Origin of the sequence: Alkalibacter rhizosphaerae (assembly GCF_017352215.1) — a bacterium.
GTDB classification, from domain to species: domain Bacteria; phylum Bacillota; class Clostridia; order Eubacteriales; family Alkalibacteraceae; genus Alkalibacter; species Alkalibacter rhizosphaerae.
Genome location: NZ_CP071444.1, coordinates 2,140,496 through 2,166,214 on the forward strand (window position 1 = coordinate 2,140,496; position 25,719 = coordinate 2,166,214).

Sequence of the window (25,719 nt, forward strand, 5' to 3'; positions counted from 1 at the left end):
TGCTGCTTTTGATGGATCCTCTCACAAAAGGTTTGTTTCCCGCGAAAAACAGAGAGACAATGCAAGATAGGAGGGATTTGTCATGGAAAGAATCGTACTGGAACGAATTCCGTTGGTCTTTGATCGGGACCTGGTGATGGAAATGCACCGGATCCGAAAAGACTCGGAATTTGGAAAAGAATTCATGGAAATGTTGAAAATTGCAGAGGACAGGCTGCGTTGCAAAGCGATCTTGCGCTGGGCGGATGTCGTGGCAGTAAAAGACAGCACTGTCCAAATCAATGATGTCGTTTTTGAAAGCCGAGTCATGGCAGACAACTTGAAAAATACAGACAAGGTTTTTTTGTACATATTGACCGTTGGGGATGAATTGGACCAGGATACAGATTTCGACGAGTCGGTGATCCGGGATATGATCAAGGGAACAGCTTTATATGCAGGGATGACATATTTGTATGACCTGTTAAAGGAAAAATTTGGGTTCGAGCAGATCGCCGCCATGAATCCGGGATCTTTGCCGGATTGGTCTATCGAAAACAATGAAAAGCTATTCGAGCTCATTGGAAATGTGGAAGAGGCGGGAGCAAAACTGAATGAGCATCACTATATCATCCCCTGGAATTCCAGCTCCGGGATCCTGTTTGAAAACGGAGACGGTTACTTGAACTGCGCCTTATGCAAAAACAAGTGCGAAAAAAGGCGGGCTCCATTCGATCAAAGAGAATACGACCGCATATTCACCGTTTGACGGAGGTAGAAAACATGATGGAATTTGGCAAAGGTTATGGGATCCTACTTTTATACTTTGCAGTTTGTGCAACAGCAGCATTTTTGCTGCGTCGCAGGATCCGCGTACATAAAGAAGTGTTTAGAAAAACCCTACACATGATCTTATTGGGAACCGTATTTATCCTTACATCGGCTTTTCAGACCTGGTGGACCGCTACCATTGCATGCGTGATTTTCATGGCTATGGTGTACCCGATTTTGTATCTGGCAGAAAAGATCCCCGGTTACAGCGATCTGCTTACAGAACGAAAAAATGGAGAGATCAAAAACAGCCTGCTGGTGGTATTCACCATGTATGCCATGTTGATTTCCCTTGGTTGGGGTTTGCTGGGAGAAAAATATCTGGTGATCGCTTCGGTTTTGGCTTGGGGATTGGGAGACGCAGCAGCAGCATTGGTAGGCAAGCGATTTGGGAAAATCTATATAGAGGGCAAGCTTGTGGAGGGCCGGAAAAGTTTGGAAGGCAGTTTGGCCATGTTTTTCGTATCCTCCATTTCCGTATGGATCGTTCTAACCGTTTATGGAGTGGTCCATTTGCAATTGGCTCTGGTGGTAGCGATCGTGACCGCTGCCGTCAGCGCGACCGTGGAATTGTATACGAAAAATGGGATGGATACCATCACTTGTCCCATGGCGGCAGCGAGTACCATGATCCTGATGTTGCAAGTATTGGGAGGTTGACGGATGAGTAAGAAAAAATCAGGAGAAGGGACGTTGCTTGCTTCTGTTCTTCTCAGTGCACCAGGTCCCCTCGTGGTTGGATTGGGATTACTGGTGGGACGATCCGCCACCCAGTTGGCAGATTTCATACGCCGCTCGGCAGAGTTGGTTGCCATTGTGGTATCCTGGATCGTATTTCGAAAGATCCGTAAAGAAGGTACTATGGATATTGTCCGAAAGAGAAAATTGGAGCGATGGTCCAATATTGCCGTGGGAACAGCCATGGTCCTCTCAGGTGGAGCCATGCTGATGGTTGCATTACTTCTGACTTCCACCGAAAAAGGCAACGTGATCCCCGGGTTGGTCATCGCAGTATTGGGAGTTATCACCAACACCTGGTTCTTTTTTCGATATCGAAGTATGGACCGTAAAACACCAAATCGGATCTTTCAAGTGCAAAGCAGACTGTATCTGGCAAAATCACTTGTAGACGGATGTGTCGTTATTGCACTGGGTGTCATCGTTATAATGCCTAATGCAAGATTTACCGGTTACGTGGATGTTGTCGGGTCCGCAGTGGTGGCTTTGTATCTGATTGCCAATGGACTGTTGACGATTCGAGGGAAAAATCTGGAAACGGTTGGCAGTAGTGGATCGTCGTAAAAAATGATGGATCACGAAATGAGGATAGGAAAGAGGGGATACATCGATGTATCCCCTCTTCCTATCCTCGCAATCTTATTCAACAACGAATGAAATTTTTACGTTGACGCGATAGTTCACGATTTTGCCGGCTTCCACGATCGCCTTGAATTCCTTGACATATACCGATTCTATGTGTTTGATGGTCTTGGATGCCTGCGTGATCGCTTCCTGAGTTGCAGCCTCCCAACCTTCACTGGATTGGGCGATGATCTCAACCACTTTAACTACAGCCACTTTTTTACACCTCCTTCTTCAATGGTTTTATAAGTATCTGATGAATTTTAGTGTCCTGGATGATCCAAAAGTAACGTAGTCAGACTGTCTTCATAGTACTAACTACCCTTTTTGATTACCCTTAAACGAAAGTAAGATTGGAATTAAATGCATACAAAAAGTTTGCTGAAGTTATTGACTTTATTAAATTTAATGCATTATAATTGTTTAGTGTATCGAGCGTGTACAACAGACATACTTGGAAAGTGCATATTAGATTGTATTCGCTCTATTTTTGCGTTTGGAATCAAAAATAAAAATTTAAAGGAGGATTTATGAACAAAAAACCACTGAGTAAAGCTTTGAAAACGTTTTATGGAGTAGGAGACTTTGGGTTTTCCTTAATGGCTGCCGTTGAAATGTATGCTTTCATGTACTTTTTAACAAATGTGGCCATGTTTCCTGTAGCTTTGGCAACCACCATAGCTGTTGTGACCAGTGCCATTGACGCGGCATTGTCGCCGATCTATGGAGCCATTATTAATGGAGTAAAGGCCATGAAATGGGGTCGATACCGGTCCTGGTTGGTCGTTGCACCGATTCCTGTCATTATTTTTTACGCTTTGACCTTTACTAAAATTGGTCCAGACAACATTGCAGCGGCGATCATCATTGTCGGATTTGTCGTCAGCCATGTTATTTGGAACATAGCATGGGTGGCAAATGTAGCTCTTATCAATCTTTTATCCACGACGCCGGAGGAGACTGGATTATTGTCCTCCAGACGTCAAACCTACACCAGTATGAGTAATCTGTTTACGTCTTATACATCGTTACCTTTGGCTATATGGCTGGGTGTGGTGACCAACAACCCAATTTTAGGATTCACATTGGTTGCCGGTGGAATGGCCATGCTGATGGGCATCGGATACTATGTACACTTTGTATTGACAAAAGGGTACGAGCCGGAAGGGGAAGAATTGAAGGCAATCGAAGCCCAAAGTGCCCAAAACAAGGACAAGGTCGGGTTGAAGGTCCTGTTGAGCAATTTATTCCAGAACAAGCATCTGATGTTCCTTTTGCTGGCGGATTTCTTCAAGTTCTTGCCCATGTTTATCGTTTTCGCAACCATTGCTTATCAGTACACCTATGTTATCCAAAACGTGGCCATGATGCCGGTCCATATTTTGATCGGATCTGTCGGATCTATTTTGGGTTCTTATTTCGCCAGTTTCTTTTTCAAAAGATTTTCTACAAAAAATGCGGTACTTGTGAGCCTGTTGATTGCTGCAGTATCTTTTGCAGGAGCAAGAGTATTTGCCTATGAAATGATTCCCTTCATGGCACTTATGGCCTTGGGGATGTTTACCAGTGGTATCTACGGTGCAGGTTTTGTGGCCATGTACGCAGATACAGTCGTTTACGGGGAATGGAAGACCGGTAAAAATACGGCAGCTTTCAACATGGGTCTGATGAACTTTCCTCTTAAAATGGCCATCATCGCCCGAAGCAGTTTGCTTGGTGCCATTCTGCTCAAAATCGGTTTTGATGCCGCCGTTCCAGCGGAAGCAGTATCCTCTGCGGTCAGAGAAGGGATTGCGAATATCATCACTGTAGTACCTGCAATTAGTTTCGCGTTGAGCTTTTTGATTATCTTGTTTGGATATCGTTTGACGAATTCTACCCTGTTTGATTTGAGAAAAGATATAGAAGAGAGAAAACAACAGGCAGCTTGATCGATTTTCAAAAAAAAAACAGGAACTCCATTTTAATGGAGTTCCTGTTTTTTAGGGGTTATTTTGTTTTGACGGCAGTTTCGCCAGTGATCGTACTTTCTTTTTCGTTCACAAAGCTATCCATCATTTCCTGATTTGCAAAGTATAGGTTGCCTTCGATTTTTGCATCCGTCAACTTGAAGTTTGTAGTTTCTACATATACGTCGCCAACGAATGTACCACCTTGGATCTTTGAATTCGGGCTCTTGATCGTCAAGGAAGGAGCGGTCAACGTGTATCTAGCAGTGACGTTTCGGTCTGCATCTTGGGCATAGAGAGCGATTTTTCGATACAATTCAAGGGATGTATCGTCTTTATCATAGAAATCACCTTCCAGTACCAATTCTTGTTTGGTCGTAATGTTATTCAGCGCAGCGATGATCCAGGTTCCTTCGGTACCGATGGCATCGATGAAAGCAGTATCGTCGATCAGCAGGGAAGCAGTTGTAACAACGTCTGCGCCATCAACAACGATTTTACCTGTCACTTTTCCACCGTTTTCCACAGTGAAAGCATTGGCCAATTCGGAAGAAGCAAAGTACACATCTCCATCAATCGTTGCATCCGTCAACTTGAAACCTTCAGATTCAACATAAACATCACCAACGAATGTTCCGCCTTGGATCTTGGTGTTGGGGCTTTTCACCGTCAACTTTGGAGCTTTCAACGTATATCTATCTGTTACTTTGTGATCAGCATCTTGAGCATAAAGTGCAAGTTTGCGATAAAGATTGGACGTAGCATCGTCCTTGTTGTAAAAATCACCTTCGATTACCAGCTCTTTATCGGTCTCAACGTCATTCAAAGTACAGACGATCCACTTGCCATCCGCTCCAATGGAAGCCTCTAGTACAGCCGCATCTTCCACCAAGGAAGCAGCAGTGACGGTATCGTTACCACCATCCGTGTTGTCATCGCCATTGTCGGATGAACCGCATCCTGCAAATAAAACTAGGGATAAAGCCAATAATACGATCAAAGATTTGAATTTCATGTTTTTCCTCCTATTTCACGTTAATTTATTATTTAACTACTTTTGTATTATACAATGACTAATTGAATTTGACAACAAAATTTTCATTATTTGAATAAAAACATATAATAATTTTGATAATAGCAATTTAGTGTTGAGAAGCAGTGAAATGATGCAACCAATTCGAAAGCTGGATTCTGATGATTTCCGCTGGCCAAATGTCAAAATATGTGCATTGCAACAATACAGAATGGTGATCAAAATTAATTTTATGTGCAGGCGTTAACCTACGTTTTATTTTTGCCGATATGGAAAAGGCACAAGTTGAAGATCTCAACATTATAATCAACACTACTCACGAGCCATGTTTTTGGTGAATGTAGTTGATAACGAATTTCGATTTGCCAGAAACAATTTGGCTCATCAAAGGTTGACGGGTTTGAAGGATGAGATCATAAGAGGAAGAACTCTTTGTGAGCTGCTGGGAGCCGATTTGGGTACGACCATAGCTGAAAACTATACCAGATGTATGGAAACGGGAAGAACCATCGAATACAAAGAAACACTGTGTTTCTTCGGACAGGAGTTGACCTTTCTGACCAGTCTCACTCCCGAAATCGAAAATGGTACGGTCAGAAAAATCGTAGGATGAGTACGCTTCCCTGGCGGAGTCCGTGCTCTATCATCACGAACGGTGGGATGGAAAGGGGTATCCAGAAGGTTTATCCGGAGAAGAGATCCCCATCGTTTCCAGGATCATTGCCGTAGCGGACGCATTCGAAGCCATGACAGCCAACAGGCCATATCAGAAAATCAAAACGAAAATGGAAGCCCTTCAGGAATTGAAAAAATGTGCCGGAACACAGTTTGATCCGGAAATCGTTAAAGTATTCGAAAAGATGATGGGTTGAGTATCCATCTCAAAAGAAACGACCCAGTTATAGAACTGGGTCGTTTCTTTTGTACAGACGTTGCATTTAAAAAACTTGGAAATTTGACATGTATTCCGATATGTTATATTATTATAGCGTTAGACTATATTGTGGTTCCGGATTAATAATAGGAACTCGTAGGATGAAACATAAGCACGGGACACGATAATATGGAGGTAAGTATGGTAACGTTTGAAAATGTGCAAAAGAAATATCCAGATGGTACGCTGGCAGTGGAATCCATGAACCTTGAAGTACAAAAGGGAGAACTGGTGGTACTGATCGGGCCAAGCGGTTGTGGAAAAACAACCAGCCTGAAAATGATCAACAGATTGGAAGAAAGTACTGGTGGCAAGATCAGCATCAATGGAGAAGACATCAGGAGCCTCAACCCGGTCAAACTAAGGAGAGGTATCGGATATGTCATTCAGGAAAGAGGTTTGATGCCTCACCAGACAGTAGCGGAGAACATCGCCACAGTACCCCACTTGCTTGGATGGAAAAAAGACCGGATCGAAAAAAGAGTGGACGAACTTTTGGAGATGGCCGGTTTACCGAAAGACAAGTACAAATACAGGTTGCCCTCTCAAATGAGTGGAGGCCAACAGCAGAGGATCGGTGTATTGAGAGCATTGGCTGCCGACCCGGATGTAGTGTTGATGGACGAGCCATTTGGTGCATTAGATCCAATAAGCCGTGACAGTCTTCAAAACGAGTTGATCGACATCCACAAAAAACTTCAGAAAACGATCATTTTTGTTACCCATGACATCAACGAAGCAATAAAACTTGCGGATCGAATCGTTTTGATGCGGGACGGTAAAATCGAACAGGTTGGATCTCCAGAAGAATTATTGGAAAATCCGGCGAATCAATTTGTAAAGGATTTTCTAGGCAGTGAACAATTGACGCAGATCTCACCGGACAGTTCCGTAGAGGTGTTGCTGGAAGAAGTGATCCTCGGCATCGATATTTCCAAATCCATCAACGAAATATTGGAGTTGATGGAAGACAACGACGTAAAATCTGCCCAGATCGTCGGGAAAAAAGGCATATGGCAAGGATCCGTTTTCTTGTCCACCTTGAACAAAGCAAAAAGAGAGGGAAAACAAATGGTTCGGGATGCTTTGTCTGTAAACCGAAAGCTATACATTGAAGATGCAACATTAAAAGATGCTGCACAAATGTTGGTGGATCGAGAAGCGCCCATCCCTGTTTTGGATAAAAACAATAAATTGCTTGGTGTGGTCACCGATAACGGAATGGCAAGATACACCATAAGCCGCTTGATCAAATAATAGAAAGTAGAGGAGTATATTTTGACTAGTAGACCTGGTTTTTTTGAATCATTAATCGACTATGTAACAAATAATCATCAGAGAATATTAACAGCAACTATTGAACATATATATATTTCGGCAATCGCTTTGGCGATCACTCTGGTCATTTGCATCCCTTTAGGAATTTATTTGACCCGAAACGAGAAAATCGCCCCATTTGTCATTGGGGTCGCCAATGTTTTTCAAACCATTCCCAGTCTAGCCTTATTGGGCTTTCTGATCTTTATTTTTGGAATAGGAAACGACAACGCGATCACGGCACTATTTTTGTATGCCATGCTGCCGATTTTACAAAACACCTACACAGGAATCAAAAGCGTGGATCAGGCAACCGTCTCCGCAGCAAAAGGAATGGGCATGACCAACATGCAGATTTTGACGAAAGTTCAGCTTCCCCTAGCATTGCCGGTCATTATCAGCGGGGTGCGTGTGGCAACGGTCTGGATCATCGGAACAGCAGCATTGGCTGCAGCCATCGGTGGTGGCGGGCTGGGACGACTGATTTTCTCCGGATTGTCCATGATTCGAGACGACATCATATTTGCGGGAGCATTTCCAGCAACCCTGCTGGCATTGTTAGCTGATTTTGGATTCAAGCGCTTTCAAAGGTTCACTGAACCCATTGAACGGGCAGCAAGAATTGCTCGAAAGATGGAAAAAGCACATTAAAAAATATATTTATGAAAGGGAGAACAAATGAGGAAAAAAAGTTTTAGAATGTTGGCAATGATCATGGTATTGGTTATGTTGGGGGTCGGCTTTGCCGGTTGCTCCAGCGAAAAGGAAGAACTTAATTTGGGAGGACAAAATGTCAATGAAATTGTCATCCTGATCAATATGGCAAAATTATTGATTGAAGATCAAACCGATTACGAAGTTACGTTGAATACGGAATTTAATGGATCCTCCGTATTGCATCAGGCAATGGAACAGGGTGAGATCGACGTCTATCCTACATGGACGGGTACCCAATTGACAGGGATCCTTCGCTACGAAGGAGAAAACATGACCCAGCAGGACACGTACGACTACGTTAAAAACGGGTTTGAAGAGGAATTCAACATGACCTGGTCCGAACCTTTTGGCTTCAACAACACCTATGCATTCGTTGTAAAAAACGAAATCGCAGACCAATATGACCTGGAAACCTGTTCGGACCTTGCAGAATATGCACCGGAATGGGTACTGGCCGGTGACGAAAACTTTGACACCCGACAAGATGCTTATCCTGGTTGGTCGGAAGCGTACGGAATCGAATTTGCGGACGTTCTTACCATGCAATATGGTTTGATCTATCGAGCCGTTGATGCAGATGAAGTGGACGTTGCTGTTGCATACTCTACAGACTCCAGGATCGAGTCCCTGGGATTGACCATATTGGAAGACGACAAAGAATTTTTCCCGGCTTACAGCGGAGCTTATGTGATCAGCGAAGACGTCCAGGAAAACTATCCGGAAGTCATTGAGATCCTAAACCAACTTGGTGGTACCATCGATAATGAGCAAATGGTTTCTTTGAACTACCGATACGACAATGGAGAAGATCCAGACATTATTGCAAAAGACTTTTTAACGGAAATCGGATTATTGCAGTAATAAATGACCGGAGTCTTTAAGACTCCGGTATTATTTCGCTTGGGGCAAGTTTGCTTTTCTGCAATCACGCCTTTTCAGGCGGGATGAACACAGTAAAATTGCAGCAGATGCATTATTTGAAGCAGCGAATTGACTTGGAGGTACTAAAATGAAAAAAACAGTAACGGGTGCTCAACTATTGGTGGAGACGCTTGAAAGAATAAATGTGGAAACGGTATTCGGAATTCCGGGAGTCCACAACTTGAAGATCTACGATGCTTTGACGAAAAGCAAGATCCATCATATCACCACTCGAAATGAAAGTGGAGCCGGATTCATGGCGGATGGATATGGAAGAAGGACTGGAAAGCCAGGAACAGCCATCGTCATTACCGGCCCTGGTTTGACCAATATCATGACGCCCATGGGACAAGCATATTTGGATGCAGTGCCCATGGTGGTCATTTCCAGCCAACTGCCTACGACGATCATGAATCAAAGCACGGGTTTCTTGCATGAGCTGAAGAACTCGACGATCATGGCCAGTTCGGTAGCGAAAGAAAGCAGGACCGTGCCCAGTGTGGAATTGATCGAAAACTATGTAGTGGAAGCCTACAAACTTGCAGTTACCGGTCGTCCGGGCCCGGTTCATATCGAGATCCCCTTGGATCTTCTGGCAGAAAAAGTCCAGGTAAACAAAGAATTGAAAATCCAATTTACAGAAACCACTACACTCCATGAAGGATCCATAGACCAGGCGGCAGAGATCATCAATCAAGCCGACCGCGTTTCCGTGATCGCAGGTGGAGGAGCAGTGGATGCATCGAAAGAGGTGGAGGAGCTCATTGAAAAATTGTCTGCAGCTACGGTACAAACCTGTGCAGGCAAGGGCGTTGTTTCCGACAAAAGCAAGTGGAATTTGGGTGCAAGACTGCCTTTTGAGAACATTCGACAATTTATAGAAAATTCCGATGTGGTCATTGCACTTGGCACCCAGCTGTCACCGACGGACCTTTGGGAAAATTCTTTAAAATTCCAGGGAACATTGATCCAAATCGATGTGGACAGCGATGCTTTTTATCGCAATGCTCCAGCAGATTTGGGTATCAAGGGGGATTGCACCAGTGTCCTTCAAAAGATGTTGCCCCTATTAAAAGAGAAAAATACGACGATTCCGGAAGAGCTGGATCAACTAAAAATCGATGCTGTCAAATCCGCACCTCAAGTGATCGGCAACGAAGTGACCTTTGACATGGCCATTGACGTTCTGGATGTTTTTCGGGAAGTGTTGAAAGACGATGAAGCGCTTGTAGCGGATATGACAACTGCTGCTTACATTGCCTTGAGTGAATATCAGACCTACCAGCCAAGAACATTCTTGCATCCGGTGGGATTTGGTACCTTGGGATATTCCATGCCTGCGGCCATCGGAATGAAGGCAGCGCAACCGGACAAAAACCTGATCGCCTTGATCGGTGACGGGGGTTTTCAATTTACCATGCAGGAACTGGCAGTTGCCTGCGAACAAGAACTGCCGATCCCCATCGTTATCTGGAACAATGCCGGATACGGAGAAATAAAACGAAATGAAAAATCCATGGATTTTGATTCCTTCATAGCAGTGGACAACCGAAATCCGGATTTCATGAAATTGGCAGACGCCTACGGAATCGAAGGTCAAATGCCCGTGAATAAAAAGCAGTTGAAGGAAGCCTTGCTTGGAAGTTTTGCAAAAAAAGAACCGACGATCATCGAGATCGACGTGAACAGATGGGAGCGATAGAATGCCAAAGAAAAGTATAAGAAAAGCAGTAGAATTTGTAAATCCATATGTGCCGGGGAAGACTATTGATGAAGTACAGGAAGCCTATGGTTTGGATGAAGTGATCAAACTGGGTTCCAACGAAAATCCCTATGGTCCTTTCGATAATGCCAAAGAAGCGATGATCCAGGAGATCGATCAGCTCTTTATGTATCCGGACCGGGAATACGAAGACTTGAAAGTGATCCTGGCGGAAATGAATGGTCTGCAGCATGAAAACGTCGCTTTGGCACATGGTGCCGGAGGGATGCTGGAGACCTTGGCGAGAACATTTATAGAAGAAGGGGATGAAGTCATTCTTCCGACCCAGTCCTATGGTTTGTATCGGGAGATCTCCAATCTGATGGGGGCCAAGGTGATCGAGTCTTCCTTGAATGCAGAGTACAAGATCGATATGAAAGACATGATGAGCAAGTTTTCGGACAAGACCAAACTCATATGGATGTGCAATCCAAACAATCCAACCGGGACCATGTTGGATCAAGCCATGTTTGATGTTTTTCTGGAAAAGTTGCCGGAAAAAGCCTGGATCATCATGGACGAAGCCTACATTGAGTTTTCCGACCCGGCAAAAAGGATCGAATCTATCGATTATATCAAGAAAAACAAAAGGATCATTGTCATTCGAACCATGTCCAAAGCTTTTGGTTTGGCGGGAGCTCGAATCGGCTATGCCTTTGCAAACAAAGAAATGATCCACATCATCGACACCGTAGCAGAACCTTTCAATGCAAACAGGATCGGGCTGGCGGGAGCTATTGCGACCTTGACCAAAGATCAAAAAACCTACGAAAAAAGGCTCCAGGACATCATCAGTGAACGGGAGAACCTGGTTCAACAACTCACGAAAATGGGTATGAACTGTATACCGACCCAGACCAATTTCGTCTTCTTCGAAACCGGCAGAAATGCTTCGGCCATCGGGGAAGAGATGCTGAAAAGAGGAGTCATCGTCCGACCTTGTACCGGGTGGGGATACGAGGAAGCGATACGAGTCACCATCGGAACCGAATATGAAAACCAGCGTTTTTTGGAAGAGTTTGGCAAAGTTATAAAGGAGATCCAGTGATTGGAGGCAGGCCTTTAAAATGAATAAGAATATGTATGGATTGTTCATCGATGGCGCTTTTGTGAAACCGGTAAAGGGTGCATATCAGGATGTTCATGATCCGGCTACAGGAGATCTGTTGGCAAAAACGGCCAAAGGGTCAAAGGAAGATGTTGAAAAAGCCGTGGAAGCAGCCGACAGATCCAAAAATTTATGGAAAACTGTTTCCATACAGCAACGTTCAAGGATCTTGCACAAAATAGCGGAGATCATTCGAGAAAACAAAGACCATTTGGCAAGGATCGAGACTCAGGACAGCGGGAAACCCATTGTAGAGACAGTGGAAGATGTGAAAGCCATTGCAGATCAGTTCGACTATTTCGGTGGAGCGATCCGTGTAGAAGCGGGGGAATTCATGCGTCAAGATCAGCATAGCATGACCATGATCCTAAGAGAACCCCATGGAGTTGTTGCCCAGATCATTCCTTGGAATTTTCCCTTTCTGTTGGCAGGTTGGAAAATTGCTCCTGCTTTGGCGGCCGGAAACTGCATCGTGATCAAACCTGCATCAGAGACCCCCTTGTCCTTGCTGGAATTTGCCAGATTGACCCAGGATGTACTTCCAAATGGAGTATTGAATGTGGTTACAGGCTCTGGCTCTGTTGTGGGACCTGCATTGTTGGAAAATCTGAAAGTGGATAAGATCGCATTTACGGGATCGACGAAAGTGGGGCGGTCCATCGGAGAGGCGGCAGCCAAGAGGATCCTTCCTGCATCTTTGGAGTTGGGCGGAAAGTCGGCCAACATCATTTTTCCGGATGCACCCATGGATAAGGCCATTGAAGGAGCGGCCTTGGCCATATTATATGGACAAGGGCAGGTTTGCAATGCCGGTTCCAGGCTGTTCGTTCATTCTTCCATCTACAAAAACTTCGTAGAGAAATTGGAGAGAATTTTTCGAAACGTAAAAATCGGAGATCCGGCAGATCCGGCAACGAGAATGGGTCCGTTGATCAACAAAGAACAGCTGGATGTGGTGCTCGGTTACGTGGAGACTGGAATCAAGGAGGGAGCCCGACTTGTTTGCGGAGGCAAGCAAATAGAAAAGTCCCCATTTGATAAAGGATGGTTTATGGAGCCAACCCTGTTTGCAGATGTGAAAAACCACATGAAAATTGCCCAAGAAGAGATCTTCGGACCGGTTTTGGTGGTCATACCATTTGAAACGGAAGAAGAAGTCACTGCCATGGCCAATGATTCCAAATACGGTTTGGCAGGAGCTTGCTGGACCAAGGACATCAACCGGGCTTTGCGGGTCGCCAATGGAGTGGAGACAGGGTTGTTTTGGATCAATGAGTATCATTTAACTCCTTCTGGAACACCTTTTGGCGGGATCAAAGAATCTGGTCATGGAAGAGAAAACCATAAAATGGCATTGGATGCCTATAGTCGATTAAAAACCATATACATCAGCATGAATGAGAGCCCTACAGGTCATTACGACTCATAATGATCGAAAAGTGTGCAACTGCGTCAGCCAGGAAAAGAGATCCTCCCGGCTGACGTTTTTTGTTATCCAAATCGATGCAAACAGATTGATAACCGGCAAAAACAGTGAGACAATGGTATCAACCGATCCAAGAGGTCGTAATGGGAATTTGAAGCACAATTGTGAGGATGCTTATGAAAATGGATTGGAACAGCGTTGACGAAGAATTGAAAAGAAGAGGCAAAATCTTTCAAATCATCTCCAAGATCGTATTTACAAAGTGGGGATTTCCGTTGTTGAACAAACTATCCAGCAAAAGACCGGCTGTCAAAAACAATTCTACAATGTTGGTGGAACAACAATGGATCCAGCGAAAAGACGGGGAAAAAATTCGGATATGCATCTACAGGCCTGCAAAGGAAGAGAAAAACATGCCAGGTCTTTTATGGCTTCATGGGGGAGGCTATATTTTGGGGTCCCCTGAGCAGGGAGCAGCCATGGCAATGCGGTTTATGGAAAGATGTCCCTGTGTCGTTGTGGCACCGGAATATCGCTTGTCTCTGAATGCCCCCTATCCGGCGGCATTGGAAGATGCTTACGATTCCCTTTTGTGGATGAAGAAAAACGCACATCTGCTGGGGATCCGGGACGACCAGCTCATGGTGGGTGGAGATAGCGCAGGAGGCGGTTTGACAGCCGCATTGAGTCTTTATGCGAGAGATCGAGGGGAAGTGTCCATTGCATTTCAAATGCCCTTATATCCCATGCTGGACGACCGGAGGATCACTGAATCTTCCGGTTTTGAAGACACACCGGTGTGGAATGCAAAAGCAAACAAAATATGCTGGGAAGTATATCTGAAAAATTACCAAGTAGCTTCAGATATACCTTGTTATGCAGCACCTTCCAGAGCGACAGACTTCAGCGGCCTGCCACCAACGGCCACTTTCGTTGGGGAATTGGAACCCTTTCGAGACGAAACGATCCAATATGTGGAAAGCTTGCGGTCTGCAGGAGTATCCGTGGATTTTGCATTGTACAAAGGTTGCTATCACGCTTTTGAACAAATGTGCCCAAAAGCAGCGGTCAGCAAAACCGCCATATCCAGACTGTTGGATTCCTACGAAGATGCAGTGGCCCATTATACGGCAAAGCAGAAACCAGATCCGCAAAATGGAGTAGAAGAAAGATGACTGCAAAACCCTCAATCCAAAGAGGGTTTTTTGTGGTAAAAATTATTTTTAATGCAATAAATTTAATCAAATAAATAATTGTAATACGTTAGGATTTATGCTAAAATGTAAATGAGTTTAAATATAATCACACTTAAATATGATGAGCTTCGAGTCAATACCCATAAAGGGTGTGATATAAATCTTAGATCAAAAAAATTAAAGGAGGAAAAAAATGGACAACAAGATCACAGTAAAAACCCAGTTGACTTTTGCCTTTTTCCAGTTTTGTTCGGTAATGGCAGTCACAATCCCGATGATGTATTTGACATTCTATTTGACGGAAAGTGTTGGCATGTCTGCAGCACTGATGGGTACGGTATTATTGATCGCAAGAATCGTGGACTTTATAATTGGCCTGGTTTCAGGTGGCGTTGTTGAAAAATCGAGAATGAGGTGGGGTACTTATAGATCCTGGCTCATCATCTTGAAGTATGTCGTTTTTATCGGAGTTTGTTTGCAATTTTGGAATACTTCTTCTTTACCGCCGGTAGCACGTGGTGCTGTCACCATTATCGGATACATCATGATGCATGGTTCCATGAACTTTGTATCTTTGGCACAGTATGGTTTGATCCAGCGTCGTGCCGGCAGCGACATGAATGGTCGTGCAAAGCTTTCCATTGCTTATGCACGTGGAATGACGGTAGCCAATATCATAATCTCTGCAGTGGCTTTACCGGCAGTCATTTGGATCGGAGGATTTTTCCCTGGCTATGACTACTTGATCACAGCAGCCTTTTTTGCCTTGTTCTTCTTCATCGGATCCACCGTATTGGTAAAAGCTACGGAAGAGTATGACCGTGTAGTGACCGAAGAGGAAGCAAAAAAAATTCCCCAGATCTCTTTCAAGGACATGGTAAAAACTGCAGCTGGGAACGGACAGCTGATGCTAGTTCTTTTGGCGTTTTGTTTGACTTATATCGGCATGTTTATCGTGCAGACCATCATGCAGTATTACTTTGTCTTTATCATTGGAAATCAGTTAATGATGTCTGTTTCTTTGACAGCAAGTATGGTATTTGCTTTTGTGGGTAGTATTTTTGGTCCGATTTTTGGTCAAAAGGCTGGTAAGAAAGCGGCGCTTGTCACAGGAATGCTGCTATGGGGCGTTTTCTCTGCCTTGATCACTTTCCTTGCAAAAGGGAATGTATGGATCTACATTGTTTTGGGAGGCCTTGGACAGGTAGCTTTCTACATGTTCTTCTCCTTTGGAATGAACTACTTTCTGGATGCAGGAGAGTATGGATTTTACAAAACCGGAAAAGACAATCGAAACGTGGCACTGGCCATGTACAATATGCCCATGAAAGTCGGTATGGGACTTGGCGGTGCCATTGGTTCCTTTGGCTTGGCATTTATTGGGTATACTTCGGGAATGACCCAAGTGACGGATGCCTTTGTCGACAAGTTCATGATGCTGACGGGGATCGTTCCGGCCGTATTCATGTTTGCATCAGGTCTACTGATCCTTTTCTTCTGGAAAATCACAGATGCAGATGCGCAAAAGTATGCAACGGCAAATGCAGAAAAGCTGGCAGCAATGGCGGCCCAGACAAGCGACGAAAAAGCAAGTTGACAAGATCACGACTGCAAACTTTCTGAAGGGAGTTTGCAGTCTGTTTTTTAATGAAGATCTAGGTCGTTGCATTATTGACAATCATAATCATTAGGGATATTATAAAATTGAAAGGGATAAACTTTTGCAGGCTATCGCAGTTAAAATGCTTGGAATTCAATAAAGATAGGAGAGATGCACATGGATCAGGTAGAAAAGCTTTATCAGGAACGGCTGACCAGAGTTTCCACGGCCTTTAAAAACGGGAAACCGGACAGGGTACCCATATTCAGTTTGGCAACCACTTATGTTTACACATCCCAGGATATAAAACCTGCGGAGGCGTTTAATGATCCGGCAGTTGCACAAAAGGCGAATGTGGATTTTTACAACCGATTGTACTTTGACGGTTGTGGTGGCGTTCATGCATCCAGCAACAGAAAAGTGGGAGAAATTCTGGGCGGGGGCATTTATGAACACATCGATGATGGAACATTTCAAGTGAAACCCAATTCCATCAATCGAATGGAAGCGGACGAATACGACGAACTCATCGAATCGCCCCATAAATTTTTCATCAATAAAATCTGGCCCAGACGATTCGATCTGATGGCGGAAGAATACACACCCGAAAAGTATGAAAAATTTGCTGCTGCAATTGCAGAGGCCGGAAAAGGCCGGCAGGTCAATGGCCCCATCACCGAAGTGATCGAAAAGCAACTGGGCTTGCCCTGCATGTTTCGTGGTGGCATGACCAATCCGGTAGATATTATTTTCGATTATCTACGTGATTTTGACGGGACCATGAGAGATGTAAAAAGAAATCCGACGAAAGTTCGAGATGCCGGATTGGCCATGGTGGACTGGATGCTGGGAATGGCGACCATGAGTCCGCCAGATCCGGATAAAGTATTGATTGCGCCTATGCACCTGCCAACTTTTTTGAATCCTCGAGATTTCGAAAAAGTGTATTGGCCTTCCTGGAAAAAATTAGTGGACGAAGTAACAAGCAGGGGATATCGCGTCGTATACTTGTTTGAAGGCAAATACGAGCATATCTATGATTACCTGCAAGAGTTGCCAAAAAACAAAGTAGCAGGGGTGTTCGAACACGATGACTTGAAGTTGGCGAAGGAAAAGCTGGGTGATACCATGTGTATTTGCGGTGGAATGCCAACCAGCGTGATCCAGAATAAAACAGTGCAGGGATCCATTGATTATGTCAAGGAAGTCATTGATACGATCGCCATGGACGGTGGTTTTGTATTGACATCCACCATCCCGATGATGTTCAAGAATGATGGAAAACTGGAAAATTATGAAGCGGTCAACAAATTCGTCCACGAATACGCCGTGTACAAGTAGGAGGAGAACAATGGATAATGTAGAAATGGTTGAAAGAGCTGCGAAGGAAATTTTCCATGCGGAAACTCCGGAGGAAGTAGAGTTTTTTGTCAAATTGATCGCTTTGATGTTTTTAGGGTGACAGGATACTTGTGTATTTCCAAAATATGTGATATTTTGTGTAGATAACTGTAGTATACGATCGTTTTCATATGGAGGACTGCATGAAATATTCAAAAAAATTGTTGATGGTTGCACTATTGCTGCTGGCTACGGCAGCAATAGTGTTTTTTATGAATAAGAATATAAAATCTATGGACGTTGATCAAGACCCTGTGATGGATGTCCCGTCGGCATATTTGACGGAGGACCATCCCGAGGCTCCTGTATATCTTGGAAGCATCGTCGTTGATGACGGCGATACATTGGACAGGGATATCATTCCCCAATTGGTTGAGATTTTTGGGCTGACCGATAAAGAAGTGAAGGAAGCCCTGGAAACTCCGATAGAATCAAGATGGATCTCACCGGATCTTTCTGATTACCGACGTTTGGAAGGGATCATTCCTCCCGGGAGGTATGACATACCCGCAGATTCTACAGTAGGGGATTGGGTGGTTTCCAGGGTAAAAGACGGAGAAAAACGTTTTGAGAGTATTTTTTTCATCCAAGAAAATACCAACCATCTAGCACCCTTCCAACAAATAATCCTTGCATCCATGGTCGAAGCCGAATGTCTTCATGACAGACAGTATGAACAGACAGCAGCTGTTTTTTTGAATCGTCTGGAGGATAAACAGAAACTGCAAAGTTGTGTGACCGCGGAATACGCACTGGGGTTTCAACGCCCTTTTCTCTATGGAGAAGACGTGAAGATCCAAAGTCCCTATAATACCTACCAAAAGGCCGGTCTTCCCATAGGACCGATCTGCAGCGTGGATGATGAAAGCTTGATGGCGGCCATGTCCTTGCCGAAATATGAAGATCTATATTATTTTTATTATGATTACTTGATGAATGAAATGTTCTTTTATTTGGATTACGAATCGTTCAAGAAGGAAGCCAATAAATCGCGGGAACGTTTTATCGATGCAGCAGCCATCGGGTTCCGGGATAAGATCAACAAACAGGAAATATTCGGATATTAAGGCGATGAAACGGAGTGAAATAAAAATCCAATCAACGATTTTCGCAAGCAAGTAGGGTATTGTAAAGGGGATGGTCTACTTAGACCATCCTACTTTTGTTGTAAGTCTTGCAGGAACCGTTCTGGTCATAACATCCTTTCATGAAATCATGAACAAAGTTCACAAAGACTGAGATCTGCTGGAGGGGGAAAGATTATTTGAAAAAATATTTGACAAGAAGGACTTCATGTATTAAAATTAAACTAAAGTTAACCTAGGTTAACAATATAAGGCAAACACGAAGGAATGAAATCAATGAGTCTTACAGAATCGGTGGAAATGTATCTGGAAACCATCTATTTCATACAGCAGGACCATGGTCACGCACACGTGGTAGACATTGCAGACCGTATGGGTGTATCCAAGCCCAGTGTCACTAAGGCCATGAACCAATTGAAGGAAGAAGGTTTCGTGAACAAGGAGTCCTACGGGCATATCACTCTGACCAAAAGAGGCGTGGAAATTTCTGAATTGGTGGCGAAAAGACATAAAGCCATCACCGTTTATTTAGAACGAACCTTGAAGTTGACTTCAGAAGAAGCATCTGAAAACGCATGCAGGATGGAGCACATTGTCAGTACCGGTATGATGGACGCCATTGAAAGGTTTCTGGAATCCGATCAAGGAAGTACATTGAGATCAGAATAGGAGGTTCACATGGAATTGGCTTTTGGAAGAAGAAAGAGAAGAAGGATGAGGAACGGAGTGTTCCAGCATCAGGCACAAGCAAATAAAGAAGTTATGCTCAGCGGGGACCGTCTTATTCATGCACAAGTCAATTTTCCCTATGTGATCCAAAGCATTGAGACGGATGATGCAAGCATGAAAGATTTTTTGTTTACGCTGGGTTGTTTTCCCGGAGAAGAGATCACGATTTTGTCCATATTGGCGGACAACTATATTATCAATGTCAAGGATGCGCGATACAGCATCGATTCCGAACTGGCGAAAACCATTCAGATCAAATAAAAATATTGCGGGAAACCGAAATATTTTTTTACGTGTAATGTTAACTAAGGCTAACAAATACTTTAACTATTCAGGAGGTCGCACATGCGAATAGCACTAACAGGAAACCCCAACAGCGGCAAGACGACGTTATTCAATGCCATTACAGGAAAAGTGGAAAAAGTCGGGAACTGGGCTGGGGTCACGGTGGAAAAAAAAGAGGGAGACGTGAAAAAGGATTTGGTCGCGTCAGGAATGCATATTCGGGCAGTTGATCTACCTGGTGCTTACTCCATGTCTCCGTACTCTTCAGAAGAAAGTATAACAAGCAACTTTGTGAAAAATGAAAATCCGGACGCTATCATCAACATAGTGGATGCGACGAATTTGAACAGAAGTCTGCTGTTGACGACACAGTTGATGGAATTGAACATTCCAGTAGTTGTGGCATTAAATAAAAGCGATCTTCTCCGAAAAAAGGAGATCGAGATCGATACCAGAGAACTTTCCAAAATGCTGGGATGTCCTGTAGTAGAGACCTCTTCAGTAAAGGGGACCGGACTGATGGAATTGATGGAACACGTAAAAAATGTGTCCGGGAAAGGACAAACGGCTCCCTTTGAAGGCGGGATCACCGATGAGTCCATGAACAAGGACGCTTTTGAAGCACGAGAAAGAGAAAGGTATGCTTTCGTTGACCACTTGGTGAAGATCACAGAAAATCGAAAAGTGGAAAGCAACCGGTTGACGAAACAAGATACCTTCGATCGAATCATAGCGCATAAAGTATGGGGGATTCCAATTTTTGCAGCGGTGATTTACCTGGTATTCTCCATATCTCAAAACTATTTAGGTCCTTTTCTGGCTGATTTTTTTGTAGGGTGGATCGATGGATTGTATGCATTGGTGGAAGGATGGATGGGAGAACAGGTATCTCCTTTGTTGCGGACCTTGCTGTTGGACGGGATCATTGGTGGGGTTGGAGCCTTGGTTGGCTTTCTTCCTTTGATTATGGTCTTGTTCTTCTTTCTGGCTTTGCTGGAAGATAGCGGATATATGGCCAGGGTGGCCGTTGTCATGGATCGGCATTTAAAAAAGGTCGGCTTATCCGGTAAATCCATCATACCCATGGTCATCGGAACTGGCTGTGCCATACCGGGTATCATGGCAACGCGAACCATACGAGACGAACGTCAACGTCGTACGACGGCAATGTTGACTCCTTTCATGCCATGCGGTGCAAAATTACCGGTAATAGCGTTGTTTTCCGGTGTGTTTTTTAAAAATGCTGCCTGGATCGGTACATCTATGTACTTTATAGGAATTGCGATCATCATTGTAAGTGCATTGATCGTTCGTAAAATTACCAAAGTAGGACCGGAACGCTCCTACTTCATCATGGAGTTGCCGGAATATCGATGGCCCAGTGTTAAGAGGGCGTTTTTTTCCATGATGTCCAGAGCAAAAGAGTTTTTGACTAAGGCAGCCACCATCATTTTGATCTCCAACGTAACGGTACAGATCATGCAGATGTTTACTTGGAACTTTCAATTGGTGGAAGAGGGAATGGAATCTACCAGTATTCTTGCAAGTATCGCAAACCCCATCGCATTTTTGTTGATCCCTTTGGGATTCGGGGCATGGCAACTTGCAGCGGCAGCCATAACAGGATTTATTGCCAAGGAAAACGTAGTCGGAACACTGGCTGTAGTATATGGGATCAGCAACTTTATTGACCCGGAAGAACTGGTTCTGGTTTCAGGAGCTAATGATGTTGCTTCTGTCATGGGGCTTACATCGGTTGCTGCTCTATCGTATCTGATGTTCAACCTGTTTTCCCCGCCTTGCTTTGCAGCCATCGGAGCGATGAATGCAGAAATGGGCAGTAAAAAATGGCTTTGGGGCGGAATCGGATTTCAGTTGGGAATGGGTTACACAGTGTCTTATTTCGTCTATCAAATCGGCACACGGATCACCACAGGTGCATTTGGTGAGGGTGCCTTGCCGGGATTGATGGCCGTTGCCTTGATCGTTGGGTTCATCATTTATCTGATGCAACGAAACGAGGAAAAAATGTACCAAACTGCAAAGGAGATGATTTAAGTTGCTGGGTGATTTTATTGTGATTTTTGTAATAGCAGTGATCATGATCGGTGCGGTCTTGAAGATACGAAAAGATAAAAAAAACGGAGGTCACTGTTCGGCATGTCCATATAGCAAAAGCTGTCCCAGCCAGACCAGTTGCACCATGGCGGTAGAGGAACAACGCTCTCTGGATGGTTTTGACAAACCCTGAAAAATTATTATGAATGAAAAAAGCGCCGGAGCACCAAGCCGGTGTTTTTTAGTTCGTTGACAGAATGAATGCAGGATCCTACAATAAAAGAGGATGGCTAAGATCAAAAGTCCAATCGACCTTAAAAATGGAGGTAGTCGTAATGAATGTAATTTATGAATCGCTTCTCGATCGCAGATCCGTTCGAGCCTATGAAGAAAAAAGTGTGGAAGATCCCATCAAAACAGCAATATTAAATGCTGCCTTTCAAGCGCCTACTGCTGGAAATCAAATGTTGTACAGCATTATTGATGTTACCGATCAACAGCTGAAAGAAAAACTGGCGAAAACCTGCGACAACCAGCCTTTTATAGCGAAAGCACCCCTGGTATTCGTATTTTTGGCAGATTGTAGACGATGGCTGGATGCTTACCAAGAAGCAGGTCTGAAACCAAGAGAACCTGGTGTCGGAGATATTCTGTTGGCCATACAGGATGCGATGATCGCAGCCCAAAACGCTGTGGTGGCGGCAGAATCATTCGGGTTGGGATCCTGCTACATCGGGGATATCCTGGAAAATGTAGAAGAACACAAGCGTTTATTTCACTTGGATGATTATGTGATCCCTATTACCATGCTAGTAATGGGGTATCCAACAAAACAGCAGCAAGAAAGGACGAAACCTGTCCGATTTGAAGGAAAATACATCGTCCATGAAAACCAGTATCGTCGACTGACGCCCCAAGAACATCGGGAAATGTTTGAGAAACATGCAAGAGAAACAACATTCGACTATGACGATTTTATGAGAAAATTTTGTGATCGAAAATATATGTCAGACTTTTCTTTGGAAATGAGCAGGTCCAGTGAAATCTATGTAAAGCAATTTCTAACCACCAAAAAAGCATGAAGGTATAATTGAAAAAATAAGAAAATACTCAAAAAGATGATATAAAGAATCGATCTTGGGTAACAATAAGTTATGAGAAATATTTGGATCATTAAAAAAGGAGTGAATGTCCATGTTGTCGATTAGGGAAAATTTGATGGAAACGATCAAAGGTGGAAATCCGGATCGATTCGTCAAGCAGTATGAATTTTTGGAGCTGATCATGAATACGCCCATTACACGATTAAAGCCGCCTATCGGCGGGCAGATCGTCAATGAGTGGGGAATTACCGTACGTTGGCCGGAAGGTCAAATCGGCGCGTTTCCGGTCCATGATGAAGAACACATTTTGTTGAAAGATATCTCCAAGTGGAAAGAGGTCATCAAAGCGCCGAATATCATCCACCCGCCGGAAGATTGGAAAGCCGCCCAGGAAACGGTGTCCAAGATCGATCGAAACGAAAAATTTGTCACCATCTTTGTAGCGCCTGGCATTTTTGAACATCTCCATTATTTTATGGGCATGGAAGGTGCCATGATGAATTTTTACGAAGAACCGGAATTGATGCATGAATTGATCGATTTTCTGGTAGATTGGGAAATCAAACTGGCAGACGAATTCATTAAATATTTGAAACCAGATGCGTTGTTCCATCATGATGATTGGGGCAGCAGTTTGAATTCGTTAATAGCTCCGCCAACATTTGAAGAGTTTATTTTGCCGGCTTACAAAAAAATTTATGGGCATTGGAAAGAAAACGGGGTACTGATCGTTCATCACAATGATGCCTACAGCGCCAACTTGGTTCCTTACATGATCGAGATGGGAATCGACATTTGGCAGGGTGTTGTGACCAGCAATAATACACCGGAATTGATCAAAAAATATGGTGGACAAATTTCCTTTATGGGAGATCTCGATAGTGGAGTCATCGATTTTCCCAAGTGGGAAAAAGAGATCATTGCCAGAGAAGTGGAGCGGGCGTGCAAAAGCTGCGGCAAGCATTATTTCATTCCTTCTCAGACACAGGGCGGACCCGACAGTTCATTCCCAGGAGTTTATCAAACGATCAATGAAGAGATCGACCGCATGAGCAAAGAAATGTTCTAAGTAAATTTTTGAACCAGCACAAACACAAAATGTGCTGGTTTTTTTTGCATGAAAAATCATATCCCACAAGGCGTAAGAATCCATGTATAATAAAAATAAGCAGTGTTGAAATGTGAATCGGAAAAATTTGAGATGGTGAGGTGTCTGCACATGAATTTGGAAGGCAAGGTAGCATTGATCACAGGAGCAGGAAGCGGGATCGGAGAAGGGATCGCCAGGAGATTTGTGGAAGATGGTGCGAAAATCGTCATGGTTGGCCGGAGAAAGGAAAAGCTGGAGGAAGTGGCTGCAACTTTCCCTCCCGGTTCGGCCAAGGTTTGCCAGGGGGATGTCTCCATTCCGGAAGATATTTTGCGCATCGTGGAGGAGACGTTGGAATTTGGAGATGGTAAGATCGACGTTCTTGTAAACAACGCGGGGATCAATGTTCCAGGAGGAGTAGCGGAGATCGCTTTGGAAGACTGGAAAACGATATTTGATGTAAATTTGAATGGGCCATTTCTTTTGATGAGGGAGGTCATTCCTCACATGAAAGCTGCTGGAGGGGGATCCATTGTCAACATTGCTTCCATTGGAGGGTTGCGATGTCTTTCCCAACGAGTCGGATACTGTACCACAAAAGCTGCACTGATCATGATGAGCAAACAAGCCGCACGTGACTATGGGGTGGATAATATTCGAGTCAATGCGGTTTGCCCGGGATTTGTATTGACGGAAATGACGGAGGAACATTTTGGAGGATTGACGGAAGATGCTTTTATTGGAGCTCCGATGCAACGAGGGGCCATGCCGGAAGAAATTGCAGGGATCTGCAGTTATCTGGCCAGCGACGATGCATCTTACACAACGGGTTCTGTTATTACAGTTGATGGCGGAGCAACGGTGGTGGATCCGTTTGAAATCGGGATCATGGGTGCAGCGAGAAACAAGTAGATCAAAGGAGGAGAATCAATGGAAGTACGAGTAGTAGGTCATGGACCGAACAAGTTGTCAACAAAAGTGTTTTTTAGCGATGAATCGGGATTTGAAGTAGCTTCTGTGATCGTTATGGGGAAAGAGGACGCCATTCTTATCGATACCCAGTGGACTTTATCCAATGCCCATCGTGTCATTGCCGAGGTACTGGAAACAGGCAAGAAGTTGAAATATATTTTTTTGTCACACGCACACCCGGATCATTATTTTGGCACAGGACATATCGCAGAAGCATTTCCGGATGCAAAGGTAGTGGCCTTGGCAGATACGGCAGAAATGGTCAATGAACAATTTTTTGGAAAAATCGAACATTGGGAGGGAGTCATCGGTTCCCACAATGTGGCGAGAAAGGAAGTTCCAGTGGAAGTGCTGGAGGATCATTACTTGGAGTTGGAAGGAGAACGTTTGGAGATCATACCGAACGTAGTGGGAGATCTGGTTTACAACACCATGGTTTGGATCCCCTCCATAAAAACTTTATACGGAAGTGATGTTTTGTTCAATCAAGCCCATCCATTTACTTGCGAAGTAACAGCAGAGGAAAGAAAAGAGTGGATCCAGGCATTGGACGACATCGAAAAGATGGGTGCGGAAGTCATCATTCCGGGGCATCAAAAACCGGGGATGCCCTTTGATCTTAGTTCAGTCTATTTTACGAGAGATTATTTGATCGCCAACGATGAAGAGTTGGAAAATACCGAGGATGTGGCTGGTTTTTATTACAACATGGTGCAGCGTTTTCCCGATGCAAACTTGTTTATCAGCATTGAGATGAATGCCAATGTATTCAAAGGCGGTCGAGATTGGAACTGGAGAGCAATAGAATGATCAAAAATTAAAAAAAGGAGTGCTCATCTTGGTGAGCACTCCTTGATTTTT

Annotated in this window: 26 protein-coding genes; 24 read left to right on the forward strand and 2 right to left on the reverse strand. The window is 44.0% G+C overall.

The window, feature by feature from the left end:
• Window positions 1-82: 82 nt before the first annotated feature.
• The 3 genes from J0B03_RS10625 to J0B03_RS10635 are packed head-to-tail and all read left to right on the forward strand — an operon-like array spanning window position 83 to window position 2,112.
• Window positions 83-748 carry a hypothetical protein gene (locus J0B03_RS10625; RefSeq protein ID WP_207299578.1) on the forward strand — a complete coding sequence of 222 codons (666 nt, stop codon included), beginning with the start codon at window positions 83-85 and terminating at the stop codon, window positions 746-748.
• Window positions 749-762: 14 nt separating this feature from the next.
• Entirely contained in the window at window positions 763-1,470 is a 708-nt protein-coding gene (locus tag J0B03_RS10630) for a diacylglycerol/polyprenol kinase family protein (protein WP_207299579.1), read from the forward strand.
• 3 nt (window positions 1,471-1,473) lie between these two features.
• A complete protein-coding gene (locus tag J0B03_RS10635) occupies window positions 1,474-2,112 on the forward strand; it encodes a cation efflux transmembrane domain-containing protein (RefSeq protein ID WP_207299580.1) in 639 nt (212 codons plus the stop codon).
• 75 nt (window positions 2,113-2,187) lie between these two features.
• Here J0B03_RS10635 and J0B03_RS10640 read toward each other — a convergent pair whose 3' ends face one another.
• A complete protein-coding gene (locus J0B03_RS10640) occupies window positions 2,188-2,388 on the reverse strand; it encodes a dodecin family protein (protein WP_207299581.1) in 201 nt (66 codons plus the stop codon).
• Between the two features lie 314 nt (window positions 2,389-2,702).
• On the opposite strand from J0B03_RS10640, the gene J0B03_RS10645 reads away from it, so the two are divergent.
• On the forward strand, window positions 2,703-4,103 hold the full coding sequence (locus J0B03_RS10645; RefSeq protein ID WP_207299582.1) for an MFS transporter: 1,401 nt from the start codon (window positions 2,703-2,705) through the stop codon (window positions 4,101-4,103).
• A gap of 58 nt (window positions 4,104-4,161) precedes the next feature.
• Here the strand turns inward: J0B03_RS10645 and J0B03_RS10650 are convergent, their stop codons facing one another.
• Entirely contained in the window at window positions 4,162-5,136 is a 975-nt protein-coding gene (locus tag J0B03_RS10650; protein WP_207299583.1) for a hypothetical protein, read from the reverse strand.
• A gap of 352 nt (window positions 5,137-5,488) precedes the next feature.
• Between J0B03_RS10650 and J0B03_RS10655 the strand changes: the two genes are divergently transcribed.
• The 20 genes from J0B03_RS10655 to J0B03_RS10750 all read left to right on the forward strand — a co-directional run bounded on the left by J0B03_RS10655 (window position 5,489) and on the right by J0B03_RS10750 (window position 25,668).
• Entirely contained in the window at window positions 5,489-5,767 is a 279-nt protein-coding gene (locus J0B03_RS10655) for a PAS domain-containing protein (protein WP_246798230.1), read from the forward strand.
• 10 nt (window positions 5,768-5,777) lie between these two features.
• Complete coding sequence (locus J0B03_RS10660; RefSeq protein WP_207301048.1) at window positions 5,778-6,026, forward strand: HD-GYP domain-containing protein; 249 nt, start codon at window positions 5,778-5,780, stop codon at window positions 6,024-6,026.
• A gap of 203 nt (window positions 6,027-6,229) precedes the next feature.
• Window positions 6,230-7,345 (forward strand): ABC transporter ATP-binding protein, encoded by a 1,116-nt coding sequence (locus tag J0B03_RS10665; protein ID WP_207299585.1) that lies wholly within the window; start codon window positions 6,230-6,232, stop codon window positions 7,343-7,345.
• A 129-nt stretch (window positions 7,346-7,474) separates the two neighbouring features.
• Window positions 7,475-8,056, forward strand: a complete 582-nt coding sequence (locus J0B03_RS10670; RefSeq protein WP_374058632.1) for an ABC transporter permease — start codon at window positions 7,475-7,477, stop codon at window positions 8,054-8,056.
• Window positions 8,057-8,083: 27 nt separating this feature from the next.
• Window positions 8,084-8,983 (forward strand): ABC transporter substrate-binding protein, encoded by a 900-nt coding sequence (locus J0B03_RS10675; protein ID WP_207299586.1) that lies wholly within the window; start codon window positions 8,084-8,086, stop codon window positions 8,981-8,983.
• 148 nt (window positions 8,984-9,131) lie between these two features.
• On the forward strand, window positions 9,132-10,745 hold the full coding sequence (locus tag J0B03_RS10680) for a thiamine pyrophosphate-binding protein (RefSeq protein WP_207299587.1): 1,614 nt from the start codon (window positions 9,132-9,134) through the stop codon (window positions 10,743-10,745).
• Between the two features lies 1 nt (window position 10,746).
• Window positions 10,747-11,853: a histidinol-phosphate transaminase gene (hisC, locus tag J0B03_RS10685; protein WP_207299588.1), complete on the forward strand. Its 1,107-nt coding sequence runs from the start codon at window positions 10,747-10,749 to the stop codon at window positions 11,851-11,853.
• Between the two features lie 19 nt (window positions 11,854-11,872).
• Complete coding sequence (locus J0B03_RS10690; RefSeq protein ID WP_207299589.1) at window positions 11,873-13,342, forward strand: aldehyde dehydrogenase family protein; 1,470 nt, start codon at window positions 11,873-11,875, stop codon at window positions 13,340-13,342.
• Window positions 13,343-13,515: 173 nt separating this feature from the next.
• The gene (locus tag J0B03_RS10695; protein ID WP_207299590.1) at window positions 13,516-14,514 is read left to right on the forward strand and encodes an alpha/beta hydrolase; all 999 of its coding nucleotides are present in this window, start codon (window positions 13,516-13,518) and stop codon (window positions 14,512-14,514) included.
• A gap of 214 nt (window positions 14,515-14,728) precedes the next feature.
• Window positions 14,729-16,132 carry an MFS transporter gene (locus J0B03_RS10700; protein ID WP_207299591.1) on the forward strand — a complete coding sequence of 468 codons (1,404 nt, stop codon included), beginning with the start codon at window positions 14,729-14,731 and terminating at the stop codon, window positions 16,130-16,132.
• 180 nt (window positions 16,133-16,312) lie between these two features.
• Window positions 16,313-17,476 (forward strand): uroporphyrinogen decarboxylase family protein, encoded by a 1,164-nt coding sequence (locus J0B03_RS10705; RefSeq protein ID WP_207299592.1) that lies wholly within the window; start codon window positions 16,313-16,315, stop codon window positions 17,474-17,476.
• A gap of 203 nt (window positions 17,477-17,679) precedes the next feature.
• Window positions 17,680-18,603 carry an endolytic transglycosylase MltG gene (locus tag J0B03_RS10710; protein ID WP_207299593.1) on the forward strand — a complete coding sequence of 308 codons (924 nt, stop codon included), beginning with the start codon at window positions 17,680-17,682 and terminating at the stop codon, window positions 18,601-18,603.
• A 294-nt stretch (window positions 18,604-18,897) separates the two neighbouring features.
• Entirely contained in the window at window positions 18,898-19,290 is a 393-nt protein-coding gene (locus J0B03_RS10715) for a metal-dependent transcriptional regulator (RefSeq protein ID WP_207299594.1), read from the forward strand.
• A gap of 9 nt (window positions 19,291-19,299) precedes the next feature.
• Window positions 19,300-19,611, forward strand: coding sequence for a FeoA family protein (locus J0B03_RS10720; protein ID WP_246798130.1), 312 nt, complete (start codon window positions 19,300-19,302; stop codon window positions 19,609-19,611).
• 84 nt (window positions 19,612-19,695) lie between these two features.
• Window positions 19,696-21,693: a ferrous iron transporter B gene (gene feoB / locus J0B03_RS10725; RefSeq protein ID WP_207299595.1), complete on the forward strand. Its 1,998-nt coding sequence runs from the start codon at window positions 19,696-19,698 to the stop codon at window positions 21,691-21,693.
• 19 nt (window positions 21,694-21,712) lie between these two features.
• Window positions 21,713-21,886 carry a FeoB-associated Cys-rich membrane protein gene (locus J0B03_RS10730; protein WP_246798131.1) on the forward strand — a complete coding sequence of 58 codons (174 nt, stop codon included), beginning with the start codon at window positions 21,713-21,715 and terminating at the stop codon, window positions 21,884-21,886.
• A gap of 142 nt (window positions 21,887-22,028) precedes the next feature.
• On the forward strand, window positions 22,029-22,775 hold the full coding sequence (locus J0B03_RS10735; protein WP_207299597.1) for a nitroreductase family protein: 747 nt from the start codon (window positions 22,029-22,031) through the stop codon (window positions 22,773-22,775).
• Window positions 22,776-22,887: 112 nt separating this feature from the next.
• Window positions 22,888-23,865 (forward strand): uroporphyrinogen decarboxylase family protein, encoded by a 978-nt coding sequence (locus J0B03_RS10740; RefSeq protein WP_207299598.1) that lies wholly within the window; start codon window positions 22,888-22,890, stop codon window positions 23,863-23,865.
• A 150-nt stretch (window positions 23,866-24,015) separates the two neighbouring features.
• Window positions 24,016-24,798, forward strand: a complete 783-nt coding sequence (locus J0B03_RS10745; RefSeq protein ID WP_207299599.1) for an SDR family NAD(P)-dependent oxidoreductase — start codon at window positions 24,016-24,018, stop codon at window positions 24,796-24,798.
• 18 nt (window positions 24,799-24,816) lie between these two features.
• Window positions 24,817-25,668, forward strand: a complete 852-nt coding sequence (locus J0B03_RS10750; RefSeq protein WP_207299600.1) for an MBL fold metallo-hydrolase — start codon at window positions 24,817-24,819, stop codon at window positions 25,666-25,668.
• Window positions 25,669-25,719 lie beyond the last annotated feature (51 nt).